Origin of the sequence: Cupriavidus basilensis, assembly GCF_029335485.1 — a bacterium.
Classification (GTDB): Bacteria; Pseudomonadota; Gammaproteobacteria; order Burkholderiales; family Burkholderiaceae; genus Cupriavidus; species Cupriavidus basilensis_E.
Window position 1 is genome coordinate 1 of the sequence record NZ_JARJLM010000254.1, and the last position, 4,723, is coordinate 4,723.

6 protein-coding genes are annotated in these 4,723 nt (G+C 64.1%); all 6 read left to right on the forward strand.

The features are described 5' to 3' along the window. Positions 1 to 1,135: AAA family ATPase (locus tag P3W85_RS14415; protein ID WP_276265279.1), on the forward strand; the 1,135-nt coding region annotated here is incomplete at its 5' end. A 16-nt stretch (positions 1,136 to 1,151) separates the two neighbouring features. Beyond that, positions 1,152 to 1,685, forward strand: coding sequence for a type VI secretion system contractile sheath small subunit (gene tssB, locus P3W85_RS14420; protein WP_276265280.1), 534 nt, complete (start codon positions 1,152 to 1,154; stop codon positions 1,683 to 1,685). 50 nt (positions 1,686 to 1,735) lie between these two features. Beyond that, positions 1,736 to 3,241 (forward strand): type VI secretion system contractile sheath large subunit, encoded by a 1,506-nt coding sequence (gene tssC / locus P3W85_RS14425; protein WP_276265281.1) that lies wholly within the window; start codon positions 1,736 to 1,738, stop codon positions 3,239 to 3,241. A 65-nt stretch (positions 3,242 to 3,306) separates the two neighbouring features. Beyond that, positions 3,307 to 3,699: a BPSL0067 family protein gene (locus P3W85_RS14430; RefSeq protein WP_276265282.1), complete on the forward strand. Its 393-nt coding sequence runs from the start codon at positions 3,307 to 3,309 to the stop codon at positions 3,697 to 3,699. A 13-nt stretch (positions 3,700 to 3,712) separates the two neighbouring features. Next, positions 3,713 to 4,135 carry an STY0301 family protein gene (locus tag P3W85_RS14435; protein ID WP_276265283.1) on the forward strand — a complete coding sequence of 141 codons (423 nt, stop codon included), beginning with the start codon at positions 3,713 to 3,715 and terminating at the stop codon, positions 4,133 to 4,135. A gap of 112 nt (positions 4,136 to 4,247) precedes the next feature. Beyond that, positions 4,248 to 4,723, forward strand: a 476-nt coding sequence (locus P3W85_RS14440) for an Hcp family type VI secretion system effector (protein WP_276265284.1), incomplete at its 3' end; no start/stop codon positions are given.

Below are 4,723 nucleotides of genomic sequence, written 5' to 3' on the forward strand. Positions count from 1 at the left end.
CGCCCTGCTGGCAGCGCAGGACGGTGCGCCGCTGGTCCACACGGAAGTGAATGAAGCCGTCGTCGCCGCCATCGTCGCCGACTGGACCGGCATTCCGGTCGGCCGGATGGTGGCCGATGAAATCACCACCATCATGCAATTGCCGCAGACGCTGGCGCGGCGTGTGATCGGCCAGGACCATGCCCTGGCCCAGCTCGGGCAGCGCGTGCAGACCGCCCGCGCGCAGCTGGCGGACCCCGGCAAGCCGCTGGGCGTGTTCCTGCTGGTCGGACCGTCGGGTGTCGGCAAGACCGAAACCGCACTGGCGTTGGCCGACGCCCTCTATGGCGGCCAGCACAACCTCATCACCATCAATCTTTCCGAGTTCCAGGAGGCGCATACGGTTTCCACCCTGAAGGGCGCGCCGCCGGGCTACGTGGGCTATGGCGAGGGCGGGGTATTGACCGAAGCCGTGCGCCGCCGGCCCTACAGCGTGGTCCTGCTCGACGAGGTGGAGAAGGCCCACCCGGACGTGCACGAAGTGTTCTACCAGGTCTTCGACAAGGGCTATATGGAGGATGGCGAAGGACGCTACATCGACTTCCGCCACACCATCATCCTGCTTACCAGCAACACCGGGGCCGAATTATTGAGCCGCCTGTGCGAAGACCCCGCCTCGATCCCCGAGCCCGGCGCGCTGCGCCATGCGCTGCAGCCGGCCCTGCGCCAGGTGTTCCCGGCGGCCTTCCTTGGCCGCACGGTCTTGCTGCCCTACCTGCCGCTGGCACAGGCGGATCTGGAACGCATCGTCCGCCTGCACCTGGACCGGCTGGTCGCGCGGATGGCGCAGCAGCACGACGCGGCGCTGACCTGCACCGATGCCGTGGCAGCCTTCATCGCGGCCAGCTGCCCCATCGGCGAGACCGGCGCGCGGCAATTGATCGGCTTCATCGAACAGGAGATCCAGCCGCCGCTGGCGCGCGCCTGGCTGGAGGCCATGGCCACCCAGCGGCAACTGGCGCGTGTCGCCATCGGGCTGGGCGCAGGCAATGCGCCGGCCCTGTCCCTAGACATCGAATACCGGTCCGGCCACGCATCCGTGGATCCGGGGCGTTCCGTCGCCGACACGGCCGCGCCGTCCGGCACATCCTTGTAAACCGTTGGAGGAATCCATGTCCATTGTGAACAATTCGCAGAAGTTTATCGCCCGCAATCGCGCGCCGCGCGTGCAGATCGAGTACGACGTCGAAGTCTACGGCTCGGAGAAGCGCATCGAGTTGCCCTTCGTCATGGGCGTGGTGGCCGATCTGTCCGGCAAGCCGGCCGAGCCGCTGCCGCCGGTGGCGGACCGCCAGTTCCTCGAAATCGACAGCGACAACTTCGATGAACGGATGAAGGCCATGAAGCCGCGGGTGGCCTTCGCCGTGCCCAACACGCTGTCGGGCGGCGGGCAGCTCATGGTCGATATGACTTTCGAGAGCATCGAGGATTTCTCGCCCGCGGCCGTGGCGGGCAAGGTCGACGCACTCAGGCGGCTGCTCGAGGCGCGCACCCAGCTGGCCAACCTCCAGACCTATATGGATGGCAAGGCGGGCGCGGAATCCCTGGTGAACCAGCTTCTTCAGGACCCCGCGCTGCTGCAGGCACTGGCAAAGGCGCCCAAGCCGGCATCGCATCCGGCGTCCAACGAGGAAACGCGGTCTTGACCCACGCGGTCAAGCGCAACACCGACTTCCCTTAATCGATCGAGGATCCCATGGCTTCCGCACAGCAGAAAGAGCAAGCACAGCAAGCACAGCCGGCCACCGCGGCCGATCAGTCCGATTTCGCCGCGCTGATCAGCCGCGAGTTCAATCCCAAGACCGACCAGGCACGCGAAGCAGTCGATCTCGCCGTCAAGACGCTGGCCGAGCAGGCGCTCGCCGCCAGCGTCACGATCAGCGACGACGCCTACAAGAGCATCGAGTCCATCAAGGGCGCCATCGACAGGCAGCTAACCGAGCAGATCAACCTGATCCTGCATCACGCAGACTTCCAGAAGCTGGAGGCCGGCTGGCGCGGCTTGCATCACCTGGTCTCGAACACGGAGACCGACGACAAGCTGCGCATCCGCGTAATGGATGTGTCCAAGGACGACCTGCGCCGCACGCTGCGCCGCTACAAGGGCATCGGCTGGGACCAGAGCCCCTTCTTCAAGCGCATCTACGAGGAAGAATACGGCCAGCTTGGCGGTGAACCCTACGGTTGCCTGGTGGCGGACTACTACTTCGATCACACCCCGCCCGATGTGGAACTGCTCGGCTCGCTGGCCAAGATCTCGGCAGCGGCCCACGCACCGTTCATCGCCGGCGCGTCGCCGTCCGTGCTGCAGATGGATTCCTGGCAGGAGCTTGCCAACCCGCGCGATCTGTCCAAGATATTCCAGAACCTGGAGTACGCGCCGTGGAACAGCCTGCGCAATTCCGAAGACGCGCGCTACGTCGGGCTTGCCATGCCGCGCTTCCTGTCGCGGCTGCCCTACGGCATCAAGACCAACCCGGTGGATGAATTCGATTTCGAGGAAGACACCGACGGTGCCGATCACCGCAAATACGTGTGGAGCAACGCGGCCTACGCCATGGCCGTCAATATCAACCGCTCGTTCAAGCTCTACGGCTGGTGCACGCTGATCCGCGGCGTGGAAAGCGGCGGCGTGGTGGAGAACCTGCCGTGCCATACCTTCCCGACCGACGATGGCGGCCTGGACATGAAGTGCCCCACCGAGATCGCCATTTCCGATCGCCGCGAGGCCGAACTCGCCAAGAACGGCTTCATCCCGCTGGTGCATCGGAAGAACACCGACTATGCCGCCTTTATCGGCGCGCAGTCCTTGCAGAAGCCTGTCGAATACTACGACGCGGACGCTACCGCCAACGCCAATCTCTCTGCGCGCCTGCCATACCTGTTCGCCTGCTCCCGCTTCGCCCACTACCTGAAATGCATCGTGCGCGACAAGATCGGCGCCTTCAAGGAGCGCGAGGACATGCAGCGCTGGCTTAACGAATGGATCATGAACTATGTCGATGCCGACCCCGCCAACTCGTCGCAGGAGACCAAGGCAAGGCGGCCCTTGGCAGCGGCGGAAGTGGTGGTCGAGGAGATCGAGGGCAACCCCGGCTACTACGGCGCGAAGTTCTTCCTGCGGCCTCATTTCCAGCTGGAGGGGTTGACGGTGTCGTTGCGGCTGGTGGCGCGGCTGCCTTCGGTGAAGGAGGCGGCCTGATGCAGGGATGGACGCCGGCGTCTTGCCGGCGGCTGTCGGCGGCGCAACTGAACGGAGGGATTCGCATGCCATACGTCTATCACGACGCGGACGCGCTTGAGGGGACGGAGAAGGTTGGCGACAAGCACTGCGTGGCCCTCGTGCGCCATTACGCAGGCATTGCCAGTACCAGTCACTGGACGAAGGGAGACAAGGTGCTCGGACATGTGCAGCTTGCCAAGGGCACGGCCATTGCCACCTTTGTCGACGGCAGGTACCCAAACCAGTCAGGCGGAAACCATGCCACGTTCTATCTCAGGCAAGACCTTGGCGGCATCTGGATCATGGATCAGTGGTCCAGCGACGTCACCAAGCCGAAGGTTTCCAGCCGGTATATCCGCAAGCGGGGCGGCGTCAGGAGCGACGGCACCTATCCCGATGCCAGCAACAACGCCGAAGCATTCTCCGTCATCAGATAAGGAGGACACGGTCATGAAGCGCTGTTCGACGCCAGTCTTGTTGGGGGCCTTGCTGATGGGAGGCTGTCTATCCAGCGCGTACGCGCTTGAGCTCGCCTGTCCAGCGTCGGTCACTGCCAGGCCGGGGGAGCCGACATCCACGCCACCCGGCTGGGTCGCCTCATCCCGCAGCGACCGGATCGCGCTGGATGGCGTGACGCTGACCATCGGCGAGCCGGACAAGCTGACGGACCTGAAGCCGGAAGCCGTTCGCAGGAAAGGAAAGGAGGAACTGACCTGGCGACTGGATAAACGCGATAACGAGGATGGGCTCTGGTTCTCCTGCGCCTATGGCCAGCAGTACATATTGCTTTCGCAGCCGCTCAGGGTACCGGTAAGCCAGTGCCGGGTCGCATCGGCATCGTCCCCGGTGGCTTACGTGCTGCATTGCGAGTAAGTCCCCGGCAGGGGCGAACGGGTTGCCACGTCCGTCCTTGCTGTTGGGTTGTTCTTTGGTTCATTGCTTATTTGGTTCTTAACAAGGTTTATTTATCCCGGAGGGATTCTCAATGGCACAGGACATATTTCTGAAGATCAACGGCATCGATGGCGAGTCTCCCGACTCGTCGCACAAGAACGAGATCGAGATTCTCAGCTGGGGATGGAAGGTCTCCCAGGAATCCAAGATGCACGGCGGGTCCGGCGGCGGTGCGGGCAAGGCGACGGTGGATGACCTCTCCTTCGAGCACTACCTGGACCGGGCCAGCCCCAACCTGATGAAGTACTGCCTTACCGGCAAGCACATCAGCGAGGCCGTGCTCGTGGCGCGCAAGGCCGGCGGCAACCCGCTGGAGTACCTGAAGCTGACGATGAGCGACGTGCTGGTGACGCTGGTCGAACCGTCGGGCAACAGCACCGACGAGCGGGTGCGCGAGCGGGTGGCGCTCTCGTTCTCCAAGGTCAAGCAGGAGTATGTGGTGCAGAACGCCCAGGGCGGCAGCGGCGGTGCCATCACCGCCGGCTACGACATCAAGGCGAACAAGGA